This window comes from Collinsella sp. TM06-3 (assembly GCF_003436395.1).
In the GTDB taxonomy this organism is placed as follows: domain Bacteria; phylum Actinomycetota; class Coriobacteriia; order Coriobacteriales; family Coriobacteriaceae; genus Collinsella.
The window spans coordinates 103,732-126,186 of sequence record NZ_QSPG01000005.1; the positions used below are offsets into that span (position 1 = coordinate 103,732).

General features: G+C 59.9%; 21 protein-coding genes and 1 tRNA gene. 10 read left to right on the forward strand and 12 right to left on the reverse strand.

Annotated features, from left to right (window positions below; translation table 11 throughout):
• Nucleotides 1-406: 406 nt before the first annotated feature.
• From DXD56_RS03525 to DXD56_RS03545, 4 genes are all read right to left on the reverse strand, one after another.
• Nucleotides 407-483 (reverse strand) — tRNA-Glu (locus DXD56_RS03525).
• A 100-nt stretch (nt 484-583) separates the two neighbouring features.
• A complete protein-coding gene (locus DXD56_RS10160; protein ID WP_233524919.1) occupies nt 584-2,761 on the reverse strand; it encodes a MurT ligase domain-containing protein in 2,178 nt (725 codons plus the stop codon).
• Between the two features lie 45 nt (nt 2,762-2,806).
• Complete coding sequence (locus tag DXD56_RS03540) at nt 2,807-3,850, reverse strand: hypothetical protein (protein ID WP_117640112.1); 1,044 nt, start codon at nt 3,848-3,850, stop codon at nt 2,807-2,809.
• Nucleotides 3,850-4,926: a hypothetical protein gene (locus tag DXD56_RS03545; protein WP_117640114.1), complete on the reverse strand. Its 1,077-nt coding sequence runs from the start codon at nt 4,924-4,926 to the stop codon at nt 3,850-3,852. The genes DXD56_RS03540 and DXD56_RS03545 overlap by 1 nt, the downstream gene beginning before the upstream one ends.
• A gap of 500 nt (nt 4,927-5,426) precedes the next feature.
• Between DXD56_RS03545 and DXD56_RS03550 the strand changes: the two genes are divergently transcribed.
• From DXD56_RS03550 to DXD56_RS03575, 6 genes are all read left to right on the forward strand, one after another.
• On the forward strand, nt 5,427-6,650 hold the full coding sequence (locus tag DXD56_RS03550; protein ID WP_117583326.1) for an iron-containing alcohol dehydrogenase: 1,224 nt from the start codon (nt 5,427-5,429) through the stop codon (nt 6,648-6,650).
• Nucleotides 6,651-6,732: 82 nt separating this feature from the next.
• Nucleotides 6,733-7,833 (forward strand): glycerol dehydrogenase, encoded by a 1,101-nt coding sequence (locus DXD56_RS03555; protein ID WP_117563611.1) that lies wholly within the window; start codon nt 6,733-6,735, stop codon nt 7,831-7,833.
• 147 nt (nt 7,834-7,980) lie between these two features.
• The gene (locus DXD56_RS03560) at nt 7,981-9,048 is read left to right on the forward strand and encodes a glycerol dehydrogenase (RefSeq protein WP_117640116.1); all 1,068 of its coding nucleotides are present in this window, start codon (nt 7,981-7,983) and stop codon (nt 9,046-9,048) included.
• 151 nt (nt 9,049-9,199) lie between these two features.
• On the forward strand, nt 9,200-10,453 hold the full coding sequence (locus DXD56_RS03565; protein ID WP_117640118.1) for a 4Fe-4S binding protein: 1,254 nt from the start codon (nt 9,200-9,202) through the stop codon (nt 10,451-10,453).
• A 114-nt stretch (nt 10,454-10,567) separates the two neighbouring features.
• A complete protein-coding gene (gene ychF / locus DXD56_RS03570; protein WP_055309950.1) occupies nt 10,568-11,644 on the forward strand; it encodes a redox-regulated ATPase YchF in 1,077 nt (358 codons plus the stop codon).
• 11 nt (nt 11,645-11,655) lie between these two features.
• Nucleotides 11,656-12,039, forward strand: a complete 384-nt coding sequence (locus tag DXD56_RS03575; RefSeq protein ID WP_117640119.1) for a DUF1648 domain-containing protein — start codon at nt 11,656-11,658, stop codon at nt 12,037-12,039.
• Nucleotides 12,040-12,048: 9 nt separating this feature from the next.
• On the opposite strand, the gene DXD56_RS03580 is transcribed toward DXD56_RS03575, so the two are convergent.
• Nucleotides 12,049-12,438: a hypothetical protein gene (locus tag DXD56_RS03580; protein ID WP_117640122.1), complete on the reverse strand. Its 390-nt coding sequence runs from the start codon at nt 12,436-12,438 to the stop codon at nt 12,049-12,051.
• Between the two features lie 76 nt (nt 12,439-12,514).
• Between DXD56_RS03580 and DXD56_RS10300 the strand changes: the two genes are divergently transcribed.
• Complete coding sequence (locus DXD56_RS10300; RefSeq protein WP_035136926.1) at nt 12,515-12,733, forward strand: helix-turn-helix domain-containing protein; 219 nt, start codon at nt 12,515-12,517, stop codon at nt 12,731-12,733.
• Nucleotides 12,734-12,755: 22 nt separating this feature from the next.
• Here the strand turns inward: DXD56_RS10300 and DXD56_RS03590 are convergent, their stop codons facing one another.
• A complete protein-coding gene (locus DXD56_RS03590; RefSeq protein WP_117640124.1) occupies nt 12,756-13,769 on the reverse strand; it encodes an asparaginase in 1,014 nt (337 codons plus the stop codon).
• Nucleotides 13,770-14,037: 268 nt separating this feature from the next.
• Between DXD56_RS03590 and guaA the strand changes: the two genes are divergently transcribed.
• Entirely contained in the window at nt 14,038-15,636 is a 1,599-nt protein-coding gene (gene guaA, locus DXD56_RS03595; protein ID WP_035136929.1) for a glutamine-hydrolyzing GMP synthase, read from the forward strand.
• Nucleotides 15,637-15,790: 154 nt separating this feature from the next.
• Here guaA and DXD56_RS03600 read toward each other — a convergent pair whose 3' ends face one another.
• The 3 genes from DXD56_RS03600 to DXD56_RS03610 form a co-directional block, all read right to left on the reverse strand.
• Nucleotides 15,791-16,621 (reverse strand): class I SAM-dependent methyltransferase, encoded by an 831-nt coding sequence (locus DXD56_RS03600; protein WP_117640126.1) that lies wholly within the window; start codon nt 16,619-16,621, stop codon nt 15,791-15,793.
• A 115-nt stretch (nt 16,622-16,736) separates the two neighbouring features.
• A complete protein-coding gene (locus tag DXD56_RS03605; RefSeq protein ID WP_117640128.1) occupies nt 16,737-17,342 on the reverse strand; it encodes a class I SAM-dependent methyltransferase in 606 nt (201 codons plus the stop codon).
• Complete coding sequence (locus DXD56_RS03610) at nt 17,329-17,958, reverse strand: class I SAM-dependent methyltransferase (RefSeq protein ID WP_117563603.1); 630 nt, start codon at nt 17,956-17,958, stop codon at nt 17,329-17,331. The genes DXD56_RS03605 and DXD56_RS03610 overlap by 14 nt, the downstream gene beginning before the upstream one ends.
• Nucleotides 17,959-18,520: 562 nt before the next feature.
• On the opposite strand from DXD56_RS03610, the gene DXD56_RS03615 reads away from it, so the two are divergent.
• Nucleotides 18,521-18,970, forward strand: coding sequence for a hypothetical protein (locus DXD56_RS03615; protein WP_117640130.1), 450 nt, complete (start codon nt 18,521-18,523; stop codon nt 18,968-18,970).
• Nucleotides 18,971-19,178: 208 nt separating this feature from the next.
• Here the strand turns inward: DXD56_RS03615 and DXD56_RS03620 are convergent, their stop codons facing one another.
• The 3 genes from DXD56_RS03620 to DXD56_RS03630 all read right to left on the reverse strand — a co-directional run bounded on the left by DXD56_RS03620 (nt 19,179) and on the right by DXD56_RS03630 (nt 21,126).
• Nucleotides 19,179-19,598, reverse strand: a complete 420-nt coding sequence (locus DXD56_RS03620) for a YjdF family protein (RefSeq protein ID WP_117640131.1) — start codon at nt 19,596-19,598, stop codon at nt 19,179-19,181.
• Between the two features lie 582 nt (nt 19,599-20,180).
• A complete protein-coding gene (locus DXD56_RS03625) occupies nt 20,181-20,660 on the reverse strand; it encodes a DUF3021 family protein (protein WP_117640133.1) in 480 nt (159 codons plus the stop codon).
• Nucleotides 20,653-21,126, reverse strand: coding sequence for a LytTR family DNA-binding domain-containing protein (locus DXD56_RS03630; RefSeq protein ID WP_117640135.1), 474 nt, complete (start codon nt 21,124-21,126; stop codon nt 20,653-20,655). Before DXD56_RS03630 ends, DXD56_RS03625 begins: the two co-directional genes overlap by 8 nt.
• A 295-nt stretch (nt 21,127-21,421) precedes the next feature.
• Between DXD56_RS03630 and DXD56_RS03635 the strand changes: the two genes are divergently transcribed.
• The gene (locus DXD56_RS03635; protein ID WP_118450766.1) at nt 21,422-21,637 is read left to right on the forward strand and encodes a hypothetical protein; all 216 of its coding nucleotides are present in this window, start codon (nt 21,422-21,424) and stop codon (nt 21,635-21,637) included.
• The last annotated feature ends 818 nt before the right edge of the window (nt 21,638-22,455 follow it).

The window sequence follows — 22,455 nt, forward strand, 5'->3', positions numbered from 1 at the left end:
CGCCTGCAATTCCTCCGCCGTAGGACGCCTTGTGTCCAAATCGCCTTCTGATGGCATGAAATCGCTGTTACTAAATTGGTAACAGTACTCATATTTGCTATTTTTTGTCCACGGGCCCTTGGATGACAGTGTGATTTTATGCCTTCGGGGTTCGAATCCCGGCGCATGGGTAGCAAAAAGCCCGCCGCCGCGAGGGCAACGGGCTTCTCAGATTCAGTGGTGCCCCCAGCGGGATGTCCGCGTGCGGCTGGCGCCGCCCGCTTTCGCTGCGTCGCTCCGCTCCTTGCGTGCTGCGCTGGAAAACGCTTACGCGTTTCCTCAGCTCCGCACCCTGTCGGGTTCGAATCCCGGCGTTGGAGAAGAAAAAAGCCCGTCACCACAAGGGTAACGGGCTTTGCATTTCAAATGGTGCCCCCAGCGGGATTCGAACCCGCGATATCCACCTTGAAAGGGTGGCGTCCTTGGCCGCTAGACGATGGGGACAGCGGGAAAGAGTATAGCAGACTTTTTTGTCGGCGCGTATATCGTTGGCAAACTGGAAAACCACCACAAAGGTACCTGTCCCCTTTGTGGTGGTGGGGTGCTAGGGGAGGAGCTTCATGGCGGCGTCGTGGGCGGCGCGCTCGTAGGTGTCGTCGAGGGGCTTGAGCGGCAGCAGGGCTGTGGCCTGCGCATCGCCGCGGCGCTCGAGGGCGTGTGCGATCAGCCAGTCGGCGAGTTCGGGGTTTTTGGGCAGCGCCGGCCCGTGCAGGTACGTGCCGATCACGCCCTTGTAGACGAGGCCCTCAAAGCCATCGTCGCCGTTGTTGCCGGTGCCCGTGACGACGGACGTTCCGAGCGGCGTGGCCGCTGTATCGAGCAGGGTGCGGCCGCCGTGGTTCTCGAATCCCACAAAGGGCTCGGGTGCCAGATTGGTTTCGACGGCTACGTTGCCGATCAGGCGGTCGGAGCCGCGTACGGTTTCGGCGGCAATGACCCCCAGACCCTCGATGCGATCCTCGCCCATATAGTACGAACGGCCGAGCAGCTGATAGCCGCCACAGATGGCAAGCAGCGAGCCGCCATCCTCAACATAGGCCGCGACCTTGTCTTTTTGAGCGAGCAGTTCATGTGCAACCGCCAGCTGGTCGCGATCGGAGCCACCGCCCATCATAACGATGTCGGCGTCGGTCAGGTCGAGCGTCTCGCCCATGTGGACTTCGTCCACACGCACGGGAATGCCGCGCCAGGCGCAGCGGCGCTCGAGGGCGATAACGTTGCCGCCGTCGGCGTAGAGGTTGAGCGCATCGGGGTACAGATAGACGATGCGCAGGGGGCGCGAGAGCTCGACCGGCACAATGTCGGTGGGGACAGCGCTGCCATCGGCGCGCGTTACGGCGTGGGAGGCAACCGAGCTTGCATCGGCGCCCTTGAGCCCGTCGAGTTCCTTGACCAGTGGCGGGAAGGCCGTGTAGTTGGCGACGGCGTAGAAGGTGTCATCGGCGGCCTCGTCTGCCACGGCGCCGATCGCCTGCGCGACGTCCGAGATAATCGCGGCATCGATGCCGGCGTACTTGAGGCGTACCTGCATGTCGTGCGCACGCGTGCCTCCGGCAAAGGCGACAAGACCCGGCGTGTCGGCGATGCGCTCGAAGTCGACATCGTAGATCCACGAGACATCGTGGCCGTCGGCATCGTTATCGTTTAGGAAGAAGGCGCAGAGCCTGCCACCTGCCGTTTTAATGGACTGGATCTGGCGATCGAAGCCCACGGGATTCTTGGCCAGGTTGGCCTCGACGGTGCGGCCGGCAATATCCCAGCGGCCCATGCGTCCGCCGGCGGGCACGTAGGCATTAAGCGTGGGCTGCAGGTGCGCCGCGTCCACGCCCAGCTCGTGCGCCGCAAAGAAGGCGGCGGCGACGTTATAGACCATGTACAGGCCGTTGTAGCGCGTGGCGATGTGCACGGCGGGCGCGTTGACCTCGGGTCCAAAGGCCAGGTCAAAGCCGTAGTCGTCGCAGCCGAGCTCAACGCCCGTCACGCGGCGGAGCAGCGCGGGGCGACCCCAGCCGCACGAAGGGCAATGATAGGCGCCCAGCTGTCCGTACTGCACATAGTCGTATTCCAGCGGGGCGTTGCACTGCGAGCAAAAACGCGAGTCGCTAATGCGGTCGGACTCGGTGCCCGTGGCGCCGTCGATGCCAAAGGCGATGCTCGTGTTGGGGACGCGCGCGGCGATCGAGGCGCACAGCGGATCGTCGGCGTTGTAGATGAGCGTTGTCGTCGGAGAGAGCTCCAACGCATGGGCGATGGCGTCTTGGGTATGGTCGATCTCGCCGTAGCGGTCTAGCTGGTCGCGGAACAGGTTGAGCAGCACAAAGTACGTCGGTTTGAGCTTGGGCAGGACGCGCACCGTGTAGAGCTCGTCGCACTCAAAAACGCCCACGCGCTTGCCGCTGCTGGTGTGCTTAAGGCCGCCGCGGGCCTCGAGCAGAGCACCCACCACACCAGGCTCCATATTGTTGCCGGCACGGTTGCACACCACGGTAGCGCCGCTGGCAGCAACGGCGTCAGCGATGAGGTTGGAGGTGGTGGTCTTGCCATTAGTACCGGTGATCACCACGCTGCGGTCGACCAGGCTCGCGAGGTCGCTTAGCAGCTCGGGGTCGATCTTCATGGCGATGCGGCCGGGAAGCACGCCACCCTGGCGTTTGAGGACAGAGCGCAGTCCCCAGCGGGCGATATCGCTCGAGGTGCAGGCGAGAGATGAGCGGAGGTTCATGAAGCCGTTCCTAACATAGATGACATGGTCGGGGCGATCGCGTCGCTAAAAGCCGTAGCGGCGCGCAAATTCCTGGGCGAGCTGCGATACATCTTCGCAGGCGTTGGCCCAGGGGGCAAAGTCTGGGGTGTCCGAGATAATGCCGTCGGCTTCCCAAACCGCCTGGTGCGAGAGGTCCCAGGGGTCGCGCGGCTCGGGTCGGCAGGGAAGATACGGCGTCTGGTACATGGGGTTCAGCAAGAAGAACGCGCCACCCTCGCAACGGTTAGCGAACTCACGCAGCGCGCGCGTCGCCGGGCGCATCTTGTTTGTTTTGAACAGCAAGATCGTGCGGGCGAGCAGGTACCAAGGAGAGTTTTCGAGTGCGTCTGCCCCCATCTGTTCCTCGAGCTGATGCGCCAGGGCAAAAAAGCCGTCCTGGTCTTCCAAGCGGGCGAGAGCAAGCAATACGGTGCCGGCGGCCCGGGTGGGATAGCCCTCCGCCTTAAGGACACGGCGAGAATAGTTGGCGGCGGCGCGGTAACGAGCGCTCGCCATGCACAGCTGCGAGATGGCCTCGAGTGTGTGAAGCCACCCGATAAGGGCCGGCTCGCTCACGGTAAGGTCCGCTGCGGTGACACCGTCGGCCAAAACATTATTGGCCCAGTAGTGCGGGGCCTCCATATCAAACCCGGGCACGCTCTGTTGCAGGTAGTCGGCCGTGCTCGTCTCGAGCTTCATCAGGTCGCCCAGGCAGGCGTCGACGGGCGTGTCCGCCAAAATGATGGCGAGCAGCTGGGCATCGACGGCCAGCGCATCGACGCGGACGATCTTGAGCAGCTCGTCGCGCATGTCGTCGAACAGGCGGTTGCGCGTCTGCTCAAACTCCTCGTCGCTGCCCATGTCCTCGATGCGATGGAGCTCGTCGAGCAGGTGGCGATGAACGCCGGCATAGGACAGCAGTGCCTGGGCATGCTCGGCCTGCGCATACTTTTGAGGATTCGCGCTCATGTCGTTATGGACAAGCTCGCGTGCTGCATCGGTGAGCTCGGGGTGCGACGCCAGATAGGTGCGCTCCAGGTAGGCGGGGATGTAGACGCTCGGATCCATTAGAGGTCCCCTCCCTTAAATGGAAGCCCCTGCTCGGCCGCGCGCAGGATGCGCTCGTCGATCTGGGAACGCACGATGTCGTTGGTGGCGATCCAGGCGGCAAAGCTGGCGTTGTCGGGAGCGCCCAGGCCCTCCTGCAGTACCGGCGTCGCCTCGGACAATGCAAGGACAAGCTCGTCGGTCGAGCCCACGCCCACGTTAACGCGGGCATAGACGCCATCGGGAAACTCGGTTTGGAAGTAGAGCGCCTCGGCGGCGTGGGGGCACGAACGCACAAGGATACGCAGGTAGTGTTCGGCACCCTCGTAGTCCAGCTCGCGCCAGGCTGCGCTCATCAGTGCGATGAGCGTCCACGGGTCCAAGTCGCGCTCTGCATCCTTGGGACGGCGGCGCAGCGGGGTATTCGCGAGGTACGGCACGGAGTGAGCGGAGCGAAAGCGCTTGAGCTCCTCGGCGGGGTATTCGAGCTTTGCCATGGCGAGCATCGCGGTGTGGCGGACACCAGCGGGGTCGTTGGGCGCAAAGTCCAAGCTGCGATTTGCGGCTTCGAGCGACATGCGATAGCGGCCGCTAATGAGGGCGCGCGATGCCAAGGCGGCAAGCCAGCGCAGATAGGGGCGGCGCGTGAGGTCGCCAGCGGCCTCACGCTCGTAGGGGTCCTGAGCCGAGGCGATCTTGAGCGCCAGGTCGTGTTCGACTTCATCGCACTTGGACACCAGGTACTGTACGTATTCCTCGTTGGATTCGGCGGTGAGCGCCGTCAGCATGCGCTGGGCATCCCAGTTGGCCGGATCGAGCGCGGCTGCCTCGCGGAGCATGTTCTCGGCTGCGGCTTCTTCTTGCTCTGCCTGGGCGTCGTCGGGGATAAAGGGGATGCGGTAGTCGACAGCCTCGACCACCTTGGCAATGAGGTGCCCGGCGCGGTCGCGGTCGTGCACGATGAGCGGCGCGGGGTTGCGGGTGAATTGCTCCATCAGACGCTCGACGGCGGGGCCGTCGGTGAGCGGGATATTGTCGCGGCGCAAGGCCTCAAGAACGAGGCGATGGCAATCCTCTTGAATGGGATCGAATGCCATGGGGCCTCCTTTGCTGCGGTTAGGGTTCAAATGTCTCTATATAAAGTTCTAGTTTACCCGCATGTGGCACACCGGGGGTGCCGCACTTGGACATGCACCTTTGCACCACGAAGACGGATGTCGCACAAATGTCGGCACCTTGGACGACTGAGTGGTATCACGGTGCCGCAAACGGTCGATTTTTGGCGGCGAACGGGGCGCATTTTGGAGGGGCACAGTCCTGCCCGGGATATGTGGTCAACCTTGATAAAACGTTTGCCCAGCTTGGGAGTATGAATGCCCCACAAGGGTCTTCAGGGATAGAAAAAACGTTTCATCATTGTCGGCTTTAGGTGAATAACTGACCAACCAGAACGGTAGAATAGTGTTTGTCTGAGCGTTGAGACGTTTAGACATCGCGCATTGTCATCGCCGGCAACGCGCAAAACGGTCCTAACGGAGCCAATCGGGTGCTCCGTTATATACGCAAGTCTAAGAGGGGCTTGTTTAGGAGGCACAGTATGGGACGTTTTACCAATCCTCGCGATCTGTACTTTGGTGAGGGCGCTCGCCACGAGGTGAAGAACCTCAAGGGCAAGAAGGCCATCATCGTTTCTGGCGGCAGCTCTATGCGCCGCGGCGGGTTCTTGCAGGACGTTGAGGCCGACCTTAAGGAAGGCGGCTTCGAGGTCAAGCTGTTCGAGGGCGTCGAGTCCGATCCGTCCATCGAGACGGTCATGAAGGGCGCCGAGGCCATGCGCGAGTTCGAGCCTGACTGGATTATCGCCATCGGCGGCGGCTCGCCCATCGATGCCGCTAAGGCCATGTGGGTCTTCTACGAGTATCCCGAGGAGTCCTTCGATAACATCATCCAGCCGTTCAGCTTCCCCGAGCTGCGTCAGAAGGCTCATTTCTGCGCCATCTCCTCTACCTCCGGTACCGCTACCGAGGTCACTGCCTTCTCCGTCATCACCGACTACGCCAAGGGCATCAAGTACCCGCTGGCCGACTTCAACATCACCCCGGATGTCGCCATCGTCGACCCCGAGCTCACCTATACCATGCCTGCTAAGCTTTGCGCTCACACCGGCATGGACGCTCTGACCCACTGCATGGAGGCCTACGTTTCCACCTGCGCTTCTATGTTCACCGATGCCAACGCCCTGCACGGCATCCGCGAGATCGTCGAGTGGCTGCCCAAGTCCTATGCTGGCGACCATGAGGCCCGTCAGCACATGCACGAGGCTCAGTGCATCGCCGGTATCGCCTTCTCCTCGGGCCTGCTCGGCATCGTTCACTCCATGGCTCACAAGACCGGTGCTGCCTTCGAGAACGGCCACATCATCCACGGTGCCGCTAACGCCATGTACCTGGGCAAGGTTATCCAGTGGAACTCCAAGGACCCGCGTGCTGCTGAGCGTTACGCTTACGTGGCCAAGGAGATCCTGCACCTTCCCGGCGAGACCAACGAGGAGCTCATCGCTGCGCTCGTCCAGAAGATTCGCGACCTCAATGACCAGCTCAACATTCCGCAGTCCATCAAGGATTACGCGAATGGTGGCGTGAAGGTCGACGCCGAGAACCCGCAGATGGTTTCCGAGGAGGAGTTCCTCGCCAAGCTGCCCGAGATCGCTGCGAACGCCGAGACCGACGCCTGCACGCCCGAGAACCCGCGTGAGACCAAGGCTGCCGACTTCGAGAAGATCCTCAAGGCCTGCTACTACGACACCGACATCGATTTCTAATCGACTCTTGTTATCGTAACGAGGGGCTCCGCACGTATCCGTACGGAGCCCCTTTCTTTTTCTTTTAGAGAATGGGATGGTTATGGCTGCAATTTTCAATAGCCCCAGCAAGTACATCCAGGGCCCGGACGAGCTGGCCAAGCTCGGCTCTTATGTTGAGCCGCTTGGCGCTAAGGCCCTCGTCATCGTGACGCCTTCGGGCAAGAAGCGCGTCGGTGCCAAGATCGAGGGCGGCTTTGCCGAGGCTAAGGCCGAGCTGCTGTTTGAGGACTTTAACGGTGAGTGCTCCAAGGGCGAGGTCGATCGCCTGGTTGCGCTCGCTCGCGACAACGGTTGCGACATCATCGTCGGCGTCGGTGGCGGCAAGATTCTCGACACCGCGAAGGCCGTCGCCTATTACCTGGAGTCCCCGGTTATCATTTGCCCCACCATTGCTTCGACCGATGCCCCGTGTTCGGCGCTCTCCGTGCTCTATACCGATGACGGCCAGTTCGACAAGTATCTCTTCCTTAAGGCAAACCCCAATATTGTCCTTATGGACACGACGGTTATCGCGGCGAGCCCGGTGCGCCTGACGGTTTCCGGTATGGGCGATGCGCTCGCAACCTATTTCGAGGCCCAGGCAACGCACGATGCCGACGGTGGCACCTGCGCTGGCGGCAAGGGCGGAATGGCCGGCCTGGCGCTCGCCAAGCTCTGCTACGAGACACTTATGGCCGACGGCGTCAAGGCTAAGGTCGCGCTGGAGAAGGGAGCGTTGACGCCTGCCGTCGAGCATATCATCGAGGCCAATACGCTGCTTTCGGGCATTGGCTTTGAGAGCTCGGGCCTTGCTGCTGCTCATGCCATCCACAATGGCCTGACGATGCTGCCCGAGTGCCACGGCATGTATCACGGCGAGAAGGTCGCCTTTGGCACTATCGTCCAGCTGGTACTCGAGGATGCCCCGACTGAGAAACTCGAGGAAGTCTTGGGCTTCTGCATTGAGCTGGGCCTGCCGGTCACGATGAAGGAACTTGGCGTTGCCGAGCTTACGCGCGAGCAGGCCATGATTGTTGCCGAGGCCGCCTGCGCGCCCGATGACACCATGTGCAACATGCCGTTTGAGGTGACGCCCGAGATGGTCGCAAACGCCATTCTGGGTGCAGACGCACTGGGCCACTACTATCTCATGGATGAGTAAATCAAGCTAAGGAAGGGGCAAAGCCAGCAGACGGCTTTGCCCCTTTTTGCTATGGTGCAAACTAACCTGACCCCATCGCACCAAGTTGGTGCAAAGGGGTCAGGTTACTTTGCACCAATCGTTGTTTGATGAAGGGCGGATTCTCGTATGGCGCTTCCTATGGTTTACGGCGGTCCCGGCCGGTATGTTCAGGGGCCGGGCGAACTTTCGCGTCAGGGCAGGTATTTGTCATGGTTGGGCTGCGCTGCCTATGTCTTGTTTGACCAGGGCACCGAGGATCGGCTGTGCAGGCAGATCGTCGATGGATTTCTGGATGAAGATCTAAGCGAGCCGTTCTTTAAGATTTACAACGGTCCGTGTACGGAAGATGCCGTTGTCGAAATGGCCAAGGAAGCCCGGGCCGAGTATTGCGACATGGTGGTGGGCATTGGCGGCGGCAAGATGCTCGATATCGCAAAGGCCGTTGCGTTTTATGCTGAGCTGCCGTTGTGCGTATGCCCCACGGCGGCTTCGATGGACGGTCCGTGCAGCGCGATTTCGGTGCTGTATCACGAGGACGGGTCGTTCGACCGCTACCTGGTGCTCGACAAAAATCCCGATCTGGTCGTGGTTGATACCAACGTGGTTGCGGCAGCACCACTGCGGATGACGGTCGCCGGTATGGGCGACGCACTGGCAACGTACTTCGAGGCGCGTTCATGCGCCGCGGCGAGAGGTGCGAACGAACACGGTGGCGCGCCGGGACACTTGGCCTTGGTTACGGCTCGTGCCTGCTATGACACGCTCATGGAGTGCGGCGTCGCTGCCAAGCGCGATCTCAAAAAGGGCCGTATATCGCCGGCGGTTGAGCGCCTGATCGAGTGCAATATTCTGCTCTCGGGCGTCGGCTTTGAGAGCGGCGGCTTGGCGTTGGCGCATGCCATCGCCAACGGCCTGACGATTTTGCCCGAGTGCAAGGCTATGCACGGCGAGGCCGTAGCGTTTGGTCTGGTGGTCCAGCTTCGTCTGGAGCGTGCGCCCGAGCTTGAACAGGTGCTCGAGTTTTGTCAGCGCGTTGGTCTGCCGACGACGCTCGAGGAGCTGGGCCTTGGCGAGATTTCCGATGCCGACCTGATGAGCGTTGCGGATGCGGCCTTTAGAAACGAACGCAATATGGCCAACGAGCAGGCCAAGGTGACCAAGCAAAAGCTCGTCGAGCTCATGCGCGAGGCATAGTTTGGCGCTTGATCGACCTTGTGCAATCGGGGCGGCGATAGGCCATAGGCTATTTGCCGCAAAGGTGCTCCGCGTGTAATTTGCCCGAGGCACGGGCCGATAGCGTATCATTATCTCTTGCTTGTTTGCACTGCTCAGGGAGGGGCCGCGCATGGCGCAGGAACACGATCTATTTGATGACATTATCGAGATCAGCAAGGGTTTCGACTTTCTTAAAAACCCGCTTGGCGGCGTGACCGATGCGCTCGATCCGTCGGCGCCGCAGTGGAATCCTGCCGACTACAAGGAGCGTCCGCGCGGCAACACGATTCCGTGTCTGACCTGCAAAAACGAAAAGAGCGGCTGCACCGCGTGCATGGACGTGTGCCCGGTCAACGCCATCGAGGTCGAGGAAGACGCCATCGAGATCCTCGATACCTGCCGCAAGTGCGGCCTGTGCGCTGCCGCCTGTCCGACTGAGGCGATTATTTCGCCGCGTCTGGCGCCCAAAAACCTGTATGACGACATTGTCTCGGCAGCTACGAGCCACGAGACCGCCTACGTCACCTGCACGCGCGCCCTTAAGCGCATGCCGCGCGAGAACGAGGTCGTCGTTGCCTGCGTGGGCGATATTACGGCCGAGACCTGGTTCTCGGTACTGGCGGACTATCCCAACGTGAGTGTGTACCTGCCGTTGGGCGTGTGCGATAAATGCCGCAACACCGGCGGTGAGGACATTCTGGGCGAGGCCATCGCTACCGCCGAGGAGTGGGCCGGTACGGGCATGGGCCTGGAGGTCGACCCAAAGAGCCTCAAATGTCATAAGCGCCGCGAGTACGAGCGCAAGGAGTACATGGATAAGATTGCCCGCACCACGGGCCTTACCGTGACCAAGCTCAACCCGGCAACGGCGGCGCTGGCCTCGGTGACGCAGAAGCTCAAAGCCCACCGCCACCAGATTACCCAGCTGGAGCGCACGCTCAATACCATGTGCGGCACCACGACGGCCAAACGTCGCCGTACGCTTACGCACGGGCGACAGCTGGTGCTCTCGACGCTGCAAAACCATCCCGAGCTTGCCCAGAACATGCAGGTGAGCACGCCGGAGTGCGATTTTGACAAGTGCACGTCGTGCGGCGAGTGCGTCAATGTGTGCCCCACGTTCGCCTGCGATCTGGTGGGAAGCGGCCGCTTTGCACTGGAGTCCACGTATTGCTTGGGCTGCGGTGCCTGCGTCAAGGTGTGCCCTGAGCATGCGCTCAAGTTGGTTGAGCACGACGCGTCCAATCTGGTCGTCGTCGATCCCGAAGCCGAGGAAAAGGCCGCCCAGAAGGCGAAGGCCCATGAAGAAGCCCAGAAGGTCAAGGCCGAGGCAAAGGCCAAGCTCGATAAGATGCTCGACCAGGTGGAGAAGCTCGCGGACTAGTCAGCGACCCCTATCTCTGCTTCATTCGTGCCGCCGTGGCGTCCGGGTTAGCCCAGATGCTGCGGCGGCGCTATACTTATGCAGTTTGAAATGCTTGTACCAAAAGGAGCTGTCGTGTCCCTTTCCATCGGTATCGTGGGCCTGCCCAACGTAGGCAAGTCGACGCTGTTCACCGCGCTTACCAAAAAGACCGGCCTTGCCGCCAACTATCCGTTCGCCACGATCGACCCCAACGTGGGTATCGTCGACGTGCCCGATAGCCGCCTGCAAAAGCTCGCCGACATCGTTAACCCGGGTCGCATTGTGCCGGCGACGGTCGAGTTCGTCGACATCGCAGGTCTGGTGAAGGGCGCCAACGAGGGCGAGGGCTTGGGCAACCAGTTCTTGGCCAACATTCGCGAGACCGACGCCATCTGCGAGGTCGTGCGCTACTTTAAGGATCCCAACGTCATGCGTGAGGTGGGCCGCACGGGCGAGTTCGTCGATCCCGCCGGCGATGCCGACACCATCATGACCGAGCTCATCCTGGCCGACATGGGCACGCTCGAGAAGCAGCTGCCTAAGCTCGAGAAGGAGGCCAAGCGCGACAAGGAGCTCATGCCCAAGTTCGAGGTCGCCAAGCGCCTGCTCGCCTGGCTCAACGAGGGCAAGCGCGCCGCATCCATGGAGATGACCGACGAGGAGCGTGCTGCCGCCAAGGGCCTGTTCCTGCTCACCATGAAGCCCATCCTGTACGTGGCAAACGTGGACGAGGACATGCTCAACGAGGACCTGGCGCCCATCGATGGCGTCAAGCCGCTGCCCATCTGCGCCAAGATCGAGGCCGAGCTTTCCGAGCTCGATCCCGAGGACGCCGCCGACTACCTGGAGAGCCTGGGCTTGGAGCAGCCCGGCCTGGACGTGCTCGCGCAGGCGGCCTATAAGCTGCTCGGCCTGCAGTCGTTCTTTACGGCCGGCGAGATGGAGGTCAAGGCCTGGACGGTGCGTCAGGGTGCGACCGCTCCGCAGGCTGCCGGTGTCATCCACACCGACTTTGAGCGCGGCTTTATTAAGGCCGAGGTCATTGGCTATGACGACTACATCGAGCTCGGCGGAGAGCAGGGCGCCAAGGCCGCCGGCAAGCTGCGTATTGAGGGCAAGGACTATGTCATGGCCGATGGCGACGTCGTGCACTTCCGCTTTAACGTGTAAGGACGACGCACATGTTTAAATATGGCAAAAAAGCCGGCTACATGGGTATTGCGCTGCTCGTGCTTGCGGTGATTCCGCTGGTGGTCGCAGCGTGTGTTATCCCCAACATTGGCCCCGAGGTGGCAACAAAGTTTAATGCCGCCGGCGAGGCGACGCGCTGGGGCAAGAGCTACGAGTTGCTGGCGCTGCCGGTGCTCAACTTGCTGCTGAGCGTGGCGACGTATTTTACGGCGGGACGCCAGGCAAAGAACAATGATGACTCCGCCGCCATGGCGCGCATCGTGTGCGAGCGCTACCTGCGCAACGGTTGCATCACGGGTGTGTTCCTCAACGTGGTCAACGTTTACTTTATGTACTCGGCGATTACCGGAACGGGCTTTGGCCTTGGTTTCTAGCTTGTCCTTTTAGGCAACGAGTCTGCACATATATTCAATGGCTGCTGCGAGGCCGCCGCTCGATCGTGGTTTAAAGACCATGTCGGCGGCGGTCTCGTTTTCGTATCCGGCGCCACGAAGGGCGAGTGCGATGCCGGCTTCTAGAAGGAGCGGCAGGCCGCGTTGGCTGGTTGCGATTACGGCAGCCTGATTGAGCGGGCAGCTGTGCGTTTGGCATTGGATGGCAAGTTCACCTTGCGCCGGGCAAGGGACCAGAACGGCGGCGACGCGACTTGATAGCAATGCAAATGCTGTGCGCTCATCGGGCGAAAGGCATTCGGCTTCAACGACGACGAGCTTGGGCGGTGCGCTGTTTGTGCGAAGCGTGGCTCGGTACATGCGGACCGAAGAACCCGACATAGAAAACTCCTGTGTATTCGGCAAAACGTAAACTATAGTTTACGTTTTTGTTCAGCTCCATTTCAAACTCGGCTGCATGGACGAACGTGCGAAACAGATTCTTGGCAGGCGGGTCGAAGAGACACGCAGGGACCTTGGTATCTCCAAGGTTGATTTTTGTGTGGCGACAGGAATCAGCCGACCCTACCTCGACCGAATCGAAGATGGGACGGCAAATTTCACGCTCAAGGTTCTATTTAAGATCGCGCCCGCACTCGGCATGACGGTGTCAGAGCTTCTCGAGGGGATCGAATAGGGGATACCCGTCGATAACTGAATTACGCCATCGGGATGCGGTCGTGGTTGACTTGGCTGTAGAACAGGCGCTGAATCTCGGCCGCATCACGTGACTGGCCGAGTGCCCACATGGTTTTGGCCACGAGCGTCTCGGTGGTCATGTCATCGCCGCGCAGAATGCCCGGATGATCGGCGTAAGCACGGCCGACCTCATAAACGCCCAGATCGAGGCCCTCTTCGGGGACCTGCGTGGTCATAACGACGGTACGACCCGAATCGACCCAGCGGAAAATCGCCTCCTGGAATGACTCGCCGGACTCGCCAAACTCGGGAATGCCGCCAATGCCGAAGGTCTCCAGGATTACGGCATCGTAGCTATCGGCAAGGGCGTCGAGGATGCCCGGGTTTACGCCGGGCGTGAGCTTGAGTACAAATACGCGCGGGTCGATGCTGTCGTAGAAACGCACCGGGTTTTCGCCCTGATGCGTGCCGTGAAGCCCGTTGCGCACGATGCGGTCGTTGCGGATGTAGGCGATGGGCGGATAGTTGACGCTAATAAACGCGTTAAAGCTCATGGTGCGCTGCTTGCGGGCGCGCGTACCGGCAATAGCGACGCCGCCAAACACGATTGAAACATCGTGCGAATGCTCGTCGAGCGCATAGAGCAGGCTCTGGTACAGATTGAGCTTGGCGTCGGTAAAGGGATTGCCCATGGGCTTTTGCGAGCCGGTGAGCACGATGGGCTTGGGGCTGTCCTGAATCAGGTAGGAAAGCGCTGCCGCGGTGTAGCTCATGGTGTCGGTGCCGTGCAGGACCACAAAGCCGTCGTGATCGGCATAGCCTTCGACGATGACATCGCGGATGCGCATCCAGTCGCTCGGGCGCATATTGGTACTGTCGATGTTCATGGGCTGCATCACGTCGAGCTCGCAGAGGCCCGAGATCTCGGGGACGCTCTGGGCGAGCTCCTCACCGGTCAGGGCGGGGGAGAGGCCGTTGCCGTCCTCGGTCGATGCGATGGTGCCGCCCGTGGCGATGAGAAGGATGCGCTTCATGCTGGTATTCCTATCGTATTTGCCGCCGCAGAGGCGGAGTCGTTCGGCAGTATTGTGGCACAGGGCGTCCAATGTTCAAGCGTATTACATCATCTGTAACGTTTGGTAATACTTCAATTGCCGTCAAATAGGGGCCCAGGTCGTGCGTTTGCCGTGCGCTGATGGCTGTGAGGGACGAGAAACCCCATATAACGTGTACACTATGAAAGTTATTTTTGTTCATTCACGCGGGTGGGCACCGGCTCCCCGCCAACAAGAGGGGGAAACCATGGATCAAAAGGCTTCCGCAAAGGTCCTCGTACTCGACTTTGGTGCGCAGTACGGTCAGCTCATTGCCCGTCGCGTCCGCGACCTCAACGTGTATTCCGAGATTGTTCCCTGCGACATCTCGGCCGATGAGATTCGCGAGATGAACGCCTCTGCGCTCATCCTTTCCGGCGGCCCGGCTTCCGTGTATGCCGAGGACGCTCCGTCCATCGATCCCGCCATCTTTGACCTGGGCCTTCCCGTCCTGGGCTTCTGCTACGGCCATCAGATCACGGCCGTGACGCTCGGCGGCAAGGTCGGCCACTCCGAGGTGGGCGAGTACGGCCGCGCCACTATCACGCGCACGGCAGGCGCCAAGCTCTTTAACTCCACGCCCATGGAGCAGACCGTGTGGATGAGCCACCGCGACGCCGTGTCCGAGGTGCCCGAGGGCTTTACCGTTACCGCCAGCACCGACGTGTGCCCGGTTGCCGCCATGGAGTGCGTCGAGCGCAAGATTTTCACCACGCAGTTCCACCCCGAGGTCAAGCACTCCGAGTACGGTCAGCAGCTGCTGAGCAACTTCCTGTTTGAGATCTGCGGTCTGGAGCCCAACTGGAGCATGGACAACCTGGTCGAGACCATGACGGCCGAGTTCCGCGAGAAGGTCGGCGACGACCGCGTGATTCTGGCCCTGTCCGGCGGCGTCGACTCCTCCGTCGTGGCTGCGCTGGGCGCTCGCGCCGTGGGCAAGCAGATGACCTGCGTGTTCATCAACCACGGTCTGCTGCGCAAGGGCGAGCCCGAGCAGGTGGAGGAGGTCTTCACCAAGCAGTTTGACGTCGACTTTATCCACGTCCACGCCGAGGACCGCTATGCCGAGCTTCTGGCCGGCGTGACCGAGCCCGAGGAGAAGCGCCGCATCATCGGTACGCAGTTCTGGAAAGAGTTCTTCGCCGTGGCGCAGCAGCTCGAGACCGATGGCAAGCCGGTCAAGTACCTGGCTCAGGGCACCATCTATCCCGACATCATCGAGTCTGGCGCTCGCAAGACGGGCGGCAAGACGGCCACCATCAAGAGCCATCACAACCTGATCCCGTTCCCCGAGGGCGTGCACTTCGACCTCATTGAGCCGCTCGACCACTTCTTTAAGGACGAGGTCCGTGCGCTTGGTCTGGCGCTCGGCCTGCCGGGCCATATCGTGTTCCGTCAGCCCTTCCCGGGCCCGGGTCTGGCCATCCGCATCATCGGTGCGGTCGACAAGGAGAAGCTCGAGATCCTCAAGAACGCCGACGCCATCGTGCGCGAGGAGCTCGACGCCTACAACCAGCGTCTGTTTGAGCAGACCGGCGAGCGCAACTCCGAGCACAGCTGCTGGCAGTATTTCGCGGTCCTGCCCGACATTAAGTCCGTCGGCGTTATGGGCGACGAGCGCACCTATCAGCGCCCGATCATCCTGCGCGCCGTCGAGTCCAGCGACGCCATGACCGCCGACTGGGCCAAGCTGCCCTACGACGTGCTTGCCCGCATCTCCGGCCGCATCGTGGCCGAGGTTCCCGGCGCCAACCGCGTGTGCTACGACATCACGTCCAAGCCGCCCGCGACGATTGAGTGGGAATAGAACATACGTTCGATAAAATAATATAGTATCAGATAGCGGGCACGGTTTCAATTGAATCCGTGCCCGCTGCTGTATGCGTGTCCTTGCACGCCCAATATGCGCCGTAAAAGCCGTCTTCTTCGACGTCAAAGTGAATGCGCTTCGTTTTCGCCTCTCAAAATCTTATTTTCACGATTTGCATTTTCATCCCGTTGTCACCGACCCTTGCGAGAAACCGGAAAAAGCAGCTGACAGAAGAGTCTCTCAAATCGTTGTAGCCCAGCATATAGCCGCGACTTGTGACCTGCAGACGGCTGTCCCACGTGCCGATTTCCTTGGCGGCATCCGAAACCGCAAAATATGCCCCCACATCCTTGATTTTTGCAGTCTTAAGCCATGTTTTTGCGATCATCTTTACCGCCGTCCGATTGGCAGCATCAAAGACCAGCACACTGCCGGGGAAAGCGTCCGCCATCCCCCGCACCAGTTCCCGGACCTGCTGGGTCAGAAAGTAATAGAACACCCCGGAGGCAAAGAACACCGCCCCGCGGGAGGCATCGATTTTGCTAAACCATGCGGTGTCTTTCAGGTCGCAGGGGATATTTTGTTCTCGATCCCCGGCGGGCAGTAGCTGCTGCCGCAAGGCAATCACATCCGGGAAGTCCAGATTGTAGATCTTGCATCTACCGTTGTCGCAGGTTCTGCCGGTGTTGTCCAGCCCGCAGCCCAGATTGACCACCGCCGCATTGGGGTGGCCTTTCAGGTAATCCCGCACCTCGAAAGCAAGATCACTCTGCCGTGTGGCCACCTCCAGCGCACCAAAGCGCTGCATCAGGCTGCGGGAGTTTTTCTCTGCCTCTGAAAAGTCGTAGTCGATCTGGTCGAGCAGACGAACCGCTGTTTCATCCCTGTAAAGGTTCGGGTACAACTCCGTACACAGCTTCCGGGAATACAGCGGGAGGATCAGCGTCTCCTGCACGGTGTTTTTCTCAATTTTACATTTCATAGGTTTCTTCCTCAGTGAATAAAAACTGTCATAATTGCCGCCAGCATAGCCGCTATGACCGTCATGCCTATCGCCATGTGCAGGATGGATGCAAAAATGCCCGTGCTTGATACCCCTACTTCCGCGCCGTGACGCAGAGCCACTTTTTCTTTTTGTGTATCTGCACCTCGTGAAAACCCGCCTGCTCCAGACATGCCTTTAATTCAATGTCCTTGTAGATGGTCATGCCGCCGATGATCTGCGTCCACCTCTCGTCCTTGTCCGTATCGCCATTGCTCTCGTTGCAGATAAGAATTGTCCCGCCTGGCTTCAGCGTCCGCCAGACCTCACGGAAGCATCGGGGCAAATCAGGCCAAAAATAGACGGTCTCAAAGGCCGTGGCGGCATCGAAGTAGCTATCCTCAAACACCATATTCGCCACACTGCCTTGCAGAACGGCGCAACGCCCCTCCTGAATTGCAATTCGGTTGAGCTTTCTAGTCTTCTCCACGCTGACGGGCGAATAGTCGACGCCCTTGACGACGCCATGCGGGCATTTTTTCAGCAGCCGTTTTATGTTCGCCCCGCCGCCGCAGCCGCAATCCAGCACCTTGGCATTTGGCGCAAGTCGTAGAAATCGAAGTCCCCACCGCGCCACAGGGCTGTGGCCCAGATTCATCATGGCAACCATAAGTTTTCCGCCGAGGCCCACGGGCTTGCGGGTGTTTTCAAAGAACGACATCTGGCCCCTCCGATTTCGTGCATTCCGCATAGGTCAATGGGAACGAGGCCTTCAGCACCGCGCTTTTCTGCACCGCCCAGCCGTTTTGACGCAGGAAACGCAGGTATTCCTCGCTTGTCCACCTGCTGTGGAGGGGGAATCCCGCCATACTCATGAAAAAGGCTTTTGCCTTGCCGGAAACCGAGTTCCCCGCGTGGGTGAAGGTTGGCGCGATGAGCACGCCGTCGTCCTTCAGTACCCGCCTGATTTCTTGCAGTGCCTTTTCCGGATGCGGCACTATGTGAAGCGCGTTGGACGCGATCACCACTTCGAAGGACTTCTGTGCATAGGGCAGGCGGAACATATCTTGTACGGAAAAGTGCAGCTTTGCGGATTGATTGTCCCGCTTTGCTTCAAGGATCATCTGTGCAGAAGCGTCCGTAGCCTCGATGTGCACCGCCGCATCCACGATGCTCTTTGCGATAAGCCCCGTGCCGGTGGCAACCTCCAGTACGGTTTTTGCTTTCACCACCGGCCTGATCAGCTCATACATCTTCTCATACGCCGCCCGGTCCTTTCGCATGAAACGGTCGTACCGACCGGCATTCTTGTCCCAGAAGCCCTTGCGTTCGTGCATGGCTATCGCCCCCCAAACAGTTAGAGCAATCTAACTATAACACACGAATCATGCAGTAAGATAAGGCTAACCTTATTTCTTGGCCAAGACGCATCTCTTCGGTTTTGCTTATAACGGTGTGAGTCAGATACTAAGCTGGAGCTGAAGAAGGAGCTTGGCGGACAGGTAGGTCGATACCGGTTCCCGGAACGGTGATCCAGCCAATTACACCAGGGCCCTAGTCATTGAGTGGGAATAGAAAATTCCTTAGTTATGGGGGTATAAAATTGATTTCCTTTAGGATACCCCCCCATAACTATATGAATTGACCTGCTGACTCCAATGAAGATTGGAGGGTAACAGCCAGGGGTGACGGCCCAGCGAGTGTTATTTTGCGAGCTATGCGCGTTGAAAGCGACCTTTCGTGGCATAAACTACTTGCCGGAAGCCGCGGCTTTCAGAGTACGGCTTACGTGTACGTTTAACCTCCGTGGGCGACGGGGTGCCGCAAGGCGTAGAATATCGCCCACCTGTAGGGGCCTGCAGCGATGCGGGCCCCGCTTCGTATGAGGGGGCGCAACCGATGAAGATCGTATCCATCTCCCAGGACTTCTTTGACCTCGTCGAGGGCGACCGCGAGCTCATGCTTAAGCACAATCTCCCCTGCATCGTGGTGGTGAGGCTGCGTTTCCGCGGGAAGCGCAGGGACTTCGCCGTGCCGCTGCATTCCAACATCGCCCCCAACGTGCCCAAAGACCAGTACTTTGCGTTGCCACCCCGCCCCACGACGAGCCCCGGCTGTCGCCACGGCATCCACTACATCAAGATGTTCCCCATAACCAAGTCCTACCAGCGCCGCTTCAGGACCGAGGGCTCGGCCTACTACGAGACGCTCCAGCGCATCATCGACGGCAACACCAAGCGCATTGTCTCCGAGTGCCAGGCGTACCTCGACCGCTGCGAGCGCGAGGGAAGGCCCCGCTTCGCCGTCGACATCGACCGTATCGTGGGGCTGCTGGAGGGCGAGAAGTAGGGCACCTCGGCTCAGTCTCGAGCCATGTGGAGTCGCTCCGCATTTTTGAACGCCGCGTGTGCGCCCCAAATACTTGAGAAACAAGCTGTGAAGTGCGGCGGTGCGCCCGTGCCCGTGCATAGCCGTCACCATCAGCGTCTACGCGGCGTCGGCTTCAAGTGGAACTGGCCCCACTGCTGTATATGGTCTGCCTTGCTGCACATGGCGATCAATGCCCACGATGCTTCTGCTTGCGCTTCAGCTTTCGCTGCTCGAAGCGCGCCTCCGCCTCATCCGCGCGACGCTGGCTTCTTGCTTGAGCCGACTCCCGCTTCATCGCTTCCCGCTGTGCTGCGAGCGCCTGTTGTGCCTTGGTGCTCACCGCGGGCCGCTTAAGGGCTTTCGCTGCCTCGCGAGCGCGTCGCTTGGGATTCTTCGCGGGCTTGCTTATTTCCGTGGCCTCGTCACCGAAGAACGAGAGCTTCGCCCATTTGCTTGTAACGAATCGCAGGATTTCCTCATCGGACGGTTCCGCGCCGAAGACGATGCGGGCGGCGCCGTATCTGCCGTCCTCGACATGCTCCGCCAGCCCGACCCAGAATTGGCCGTCGTGATATACGGTCAGGGTGGATGACACGCTGATCTGCATGGTTGGTTCCTCCTTTATGTAGATGACCATGCAGAGAAGGGACAACCAAGGAGGCAGGTTACTGATGCGGACTCCCGCACGCCCACGACTACCCGACGGGGACTGTGTTTTCATCTCTGGTGCCCGCATTGTAGCACGCGTGAATGCGCCCGGCATCGCTGCTGACATGGCACGACTGGGAATTGCTCCTCGATGCATCCCCGTGCATATTGCCTCCCCGGTTTCGAAACTTTAAAAAAAATTCGAGTTTCGAAACCGAGGAGGACCGAATGATGGCTTGGGTAGACCGCAATACGTAGGAAGTTTCGCCATCGTCTATGCTGAACACGAGGTCGTCTTCCTCCAATCCGATCAAGCTGACCGAGCAAGCGGCACCTGGATCGACATTCCCCTGCACATGAACCCGCTTATGCGCGCGAACGGGGGGGCTACAAGGGCGTGATCGCGCAGGAAGCGCTTGGGGTAGCGAACGGGGCCGAGCATCGCCCTGCGCCGGCCTTGGTATCAGGTCCTCGCGCTGGGCGGTAATCCGAGGATCGGGAGTAAGGATTTGCCCAGCATCGATAATGCTCAGCTATACCCTTATTCCGTCTCCCTGCTCTTGCGGTATTCCGCGAGCCTGTCGTTCAATTCGCGGGTCTCGCGGCTCAGCTTGGCGTTGAAAGCAAGAGTGAGGACCGCCAGGATGGCGAGATAGACAACCGTGAAGGTAACCCACGCCCCGGGGTTGTTCACGGGAACCCAAGCAAAGACAAACGCCAATGCACAGAGGGCTGCGTAGAGGCAAACGTCGAACAGCACCAGGCGCGCGGGATACGCCATCTGTCTGATCACCGCGGGCGTGAAGAACACGAACTGCAGCGCGGGGACGGTGACGCACGCGGCGAGAATCGACCAGCAATAGTTAATGCCCTGCTTGGCGGTGTCATCAGCGAAACAAGTCCCTAATGCCAAGAAGGCTATCATGGCAACAGTGAAGCCGATACAGGTGCTTTTCACGAGTTGTCCGAGGTTTTCCGCGGGCGTCTTTTTATCGGTGTCGATAATGTCCCTGTTAATCATTTCGGTCTCCCTTCCTTCGTTTCGACTGCTTCAGACCGAGCTTCGATTTGACGTCGGGCGCATACTGGCGCGAGATAACGACCTGCTCACCGTTTTCCAAGGTGGCGATGATCCTGCCGTTGACGTCGGGCTTGAGGGCGGTGATCGCGCGGAAGTTGACGATGCAACCTTTCGCGATGCGCAGGAAGTCGCAGTCCGCCAGGCGCCCCTCCATCTCGTAAAGGCGCAGGCCCGTTTCGAGAACCGTGTCGGCCGTATAAATGAACGTGTGCTTGTCGACCGACTCGATGAACAGGACGTCTTCTGCGCTCAGCACGCGCGTGCAGCCGTCGGCCGTGCCCGTCACCTTCCTGTCAAGCATGCGCAGCCGAGCCGCTATATCAAGCACGCGGCGATCGACCCTTACGCAGACGATCGTGACTTCTATATCTTGAGCTGCTTCTCGCTCTTCGATTGTGATCTTCATGCGTCCTCCCTTCGGGTTGCTCTCATGCTAGCTGACGAAGATAGCTGAACCTTCGGCGTTTAACCAAGCTGCGCAGTCGAGGAACCAAGATGCAGACTAGGCGAGCTGAACAGCAAGAGAGACCGTAGTCACGCATCCTCGGATCGAGCCTGAAAAAGCAATCCTTGCCGCTCATGAACACCGGCACGTGAAACGCCATGCTCAAGAGCACTTAGCTCGAAGAACCCCCTCGCATGCAACTATCGAATCCGGGAAGCTGTCCGATTGGTCGTGCACGACGACGGGCGTACAATGGGTGGATACCAACAAGAACCTGCCCTCCATGCCAACTCCGCCACCTGACGTGATGGGCGATCCGATTGCTCTTCTGGATTGCCTTGAGAAGAACGCTGACGGAATCACCGAGCAGGATTCCAAGGGGACTGCATTTCTTCATGTTGTTCCTATCGGCAAACCCTGCCCCCAGTTGGAAGCCATCTTGGGCATATCGGCCTTGGAGACGGTGTTGTGACTCATATTAGCAAGTCTTCGCTCGACGGAGTCGGCGTTAACGCTAGCGCCGAGTTCGGGAGCACATTGAGGTCATTCGCATTTCCCCATGCATTTGAAAGTGGAACCGTTGAACTCTTGGGTGAATAAGCCGCCTGCGACGATTCTTTCGGTCATCGCTCTTGCACATCCCTTCTGATCTGTGGAAACGTAAGACGGTAAAGCCGCTAGCTACGATTCACGTCGCTAAGAGGGAGGCCGAATGCGGTCTCCCTCGTTTTTCTCGTACCTTATCGTGTATGCCGTGATGTTTGAGCAAATTGGATACACGCAAGCCAACGGCACTATCTACCTGCATGAACGAGACGAATATGCTGTCCTGCTCCATCGGGAGAACAGTGGCGTCGTATTGATGGGGTCGAGCGCCAGGCCGACGGGGCCCCTTGCTTCGGGAACAAAACGTCAAAAGAATGCGCTCATAGTGGACTCATGCGGTTTCGGGTGCACTCACGTGCGGCTTCACGAGGACGTTTCGCGAGATAGAGCTGCTGGCGATGATTACTTTCGGTTGGAGCTCTTCCCGTGGCCTGCGGGCAATATTCCAGAGCTCGCGAACCGTTGACGGGGTTGAAAACCACCTGGCGCCGTCCTGCCCGGATCTCTCTCGGCGTCTTCGGCCTTTCGAATCCCATGGTTGGGCCGAAAGGTGGACCGTACCCCGGATCTCGGGGTACAGCGCCGCGTTCAGGTCGCGTTGGCGCCTGTGGGTTTCGCTCGGGACGGGCAGTCATCCGCGACCGCGTGCGGGGACCGAAGAATCTTCACGATGGTAGTTGACGC